We start from the raw sequence: 2,833 nt of genomic DNA on the forward strand, positions 1-2,833 counted from the left end.
GGAGTTGGTGCGGTTGTGCGCACGGTTGCCGTTGGCGGTGCGGGTGGCCGCGTCCCGGGTCGCCGCCCGCCCGCATATTGCGGTCGCCGACGTCGTCGCGGACCTGGTCGACGAGCAGGACGGGTTGGATGCCTTGAGCGCGACAGGAGACGACCGTAGTGCGGTGCGGACCGTGTTCGACTGGTCCTACACCCGGCTGTCCGCCGAGCACGCGCGGACCTTCCGTCGACTCGGCCTGCATCCGGGTACCGAGTTCGGTGTGCATGCCGTGGCCGCGCTCACCGGTCTGGACCGCAAGACCGCGTCGCGACACTTGGAGGTCCTGGCCGATCTGCACCTGGTCGAGCCGGTCGCGCGCGGACGGTACCGGCTGCACGATCTGCTGCACGCCTACGCCGCCGACCGTGCCCGCGTGGACGACACCGCCGAGGACCGCGCAGAGGCGGTGACCGCTGTGGTGGGCTGGTACGCGCGGACCGCGATCGAGGCGGACCGTTGGATATTCGCCGCCCACCCGTCCCCGGACCTCGGCCTCGGCGATGCTCCGGAGCCGATGGGGTTGGCCGACCGGGGACAGGCGTTGGCCTGGCTGACCGCGGAGCACGTCACGCTGGAGGCCGTCCAACAGCAGGCAGGCGGGCACGGTGCGTACCGGGAAGTGATGGCGGTGGCCCTGGCGATGCGGTTTCTGGTGTTCCGGTCCCGCGTCCTGTGGCCGGTGCGGATGCGGGCGGAGTCCCGCGGCATCGACGCGGCCCGTGCCTGTGGTGACCGGCAGGTCGAGGCGGTGCTGCTGCTCCGTCGGGGCGACACCCTGCAGAAGATGGGGGAATGGGACGCCTCCGACACCGATCTGCACGTGGCGCTGGCGCTCACCGATGATCTGGGAGAGTCGTCACTGTACGGCAGGGCATTGGCGTGCCTGGGACACAACCGGGTGCTGCAACAGCGGTTCACCGACGCCGAGCCGTACTACCGGCGGGCACTGCCGTTGGTGCGCGGTCTGCCCAGTATCTACTTCGAGGCGAATGCGCACGGCAACCTGGCCCTGATCACCACCCGACTCGGGCGGCACCGGGAGGCGCTCGACCACGCCGAGCGGGAACTGGTGTTGCGCCGAACAATCGGTGTGACCGAAGGCGTTGCCTATGCCCTGCACAACGTCGCGGCAGCGCGCCAAGGGCTCGAGCAACACCAGGCCGCGATCGATCTGTGCCAGCAGGCACTGGCCCTGTTCCGTACCGAAGCCGGTGACGAAGGGTTCGTGGCCACCACACTCCAGACGCTGGCGACATCACTGCAGCGTGTCGGCGAACACGACAGCGCCGCACGGTGTCTGGCCGAGGCCGTCACCATCCTCACCGACCTCGATGATCCGCACGCCGACCTGTTGCGCGGGCGGCTGTCCCAGGAAGGACAGCCGCCCTACGCCCCCCGTGTCTGACCCAATTTCCCACTGGGTCGTCAGGAGTTCGAACCGCAGGTGGGGCACAACGAACTAGGCGCGCTCAGTCCGATCACCCCGGACTGGAGTGTGACGAGGTTGTACCCGTACTGGCAGTCGGTCCGCAGCGCGGGGACACCGGTGATCAGGCTCATCACCGCGTGCGCGGTCATACTTCCCGCGATGGTGGCGGTGATCGCGTTGACCGCCTGCGGTGCCGCCCCCGACCTGATCCCCGGTGACCACTCGGTCGGTGGCGGCAGCGCCGCCTGCATCGCTTGCCGTTCGGCATAGAGGCAGTCGTAGCACGGTCCGCCTCCGCCGGGCCGGTAGAGACCCATGCTGACCTGCGGTCCGTCGTAGCCGCCGTGCACCCACACCGTCCCGGTCTCCCGGCACGCCGAATTGGTCCACGATCGGATCCGCCCGGCGGGCTTGTCCGCCGCCAGCAACAGCACATCGAACCGCGCCGCCAACCTCCGCAGGACAGTCGGGCCGTCGACCACGAGCCGTTCACCGGTGACCTGCACATCCCGGTTGTGGGCACGCAGCCGCTGCACCGCCGCCTCGACCTTGGACCGGCCCACGTCGTGCTCGGTGAACAACAGTTGCCGGTTCAGGTTCGACAGCTCCACCACGTCCGGCTCGACGCAGTGCACATGCCCGACCCCGGAGGCCACCAACGCCCACGCGGCGACACTGCCCACGCCACCGATGCCGACCACCACCACCCGCGCCTGCCGCAACAGCAACTGCACGTCCCAGCTCGTCCGGCGCGGTGTGCGGTCCATCCACCGCCACAAGCCACGCCCGCGCCCGTAGCGTTCCCGCTCCGCCGCCGACAATCCTTCCGGCACCGGCTCAGCCGCATCCTCCAGATAGCCCTCGCGGATGAGATCGCTGATCGTCGCACGCACTTCGACCTCGGACCGGTCGGGAAACGCGTGGACCAGGTCGGCGACCACCCGGTCCATCGTCCGCGTCCCGTCGAGGGTCTCCAGCAACGCCCACACCCACCCGTCCGGGTCCACCACAGCGGCCTCGATCCCACGGACCGAGCCGATCCGGATACGACCGTCGCCGAGACGAACAGGCCGGTGCTCCCACTTGATCCTCGGGCGAAACATCACAACCCTCCCCATCGACTAGGACTCAGTACCAGTACAGAACGTCATCTCCTCATCCACCTCGATGAACTCGATCACTGTCGCCACCTCCCTTCCCACGTCGGGGAGTCGATGCCGGCGTGGGCGGCGGCCGTGGTCGCCGGGCCCAGGCAGTGCGGCCCGGTCGGGTCGTCAGGGGCTGGCGGGTGGTGGCCGTTGGCGCTCATCGCGGTTCGCCTCCGTTCCGTCCCCCCACGGGTCGGGAGGACGGGGCAAGCATCTC

At 69.5% G+C, this 2,833-nt stretch carries 2 protein-coding genes; one reads left to right on the forward strand and one right to left on the reverse strand.

The genetic code is table 11. From position 1 onward, the window contains the following. A partial coding sequence (locus ACWEFJ_RS39150) for a tetratricopeptide repeat protein (protein WP_449716908.1) occupies nucleotides 1–1,444 on the forward strand: 1,444 nt, incomplete at its 5' end. Nucleotides 1,445–1,464: 20 nt separating this feature from the next. On the opposite strand, the gene ACWEFJ_RS39155 is transcribed toward ACWEFJ_RS39150, so the two are convergent. Beyond that, on the reverse strand, nucleotides 1,465–2,586 hold the full coding sequence (locus ACWEFJ_RS39155; RefSeq protein ID WP_449716909.1) for a ThiF family adenylyltransferase: 1,122 nt from the start codon (nucleotides 2,584–2,586) through the stop codon (nucleotides 1,465–1,467). Nucleotides 2,587–2,833 lie beyond the last annotated feature (247 nt).

The organism is Actinosynnema sp. NPDC004786 (genome assembly GCF_053601135.1).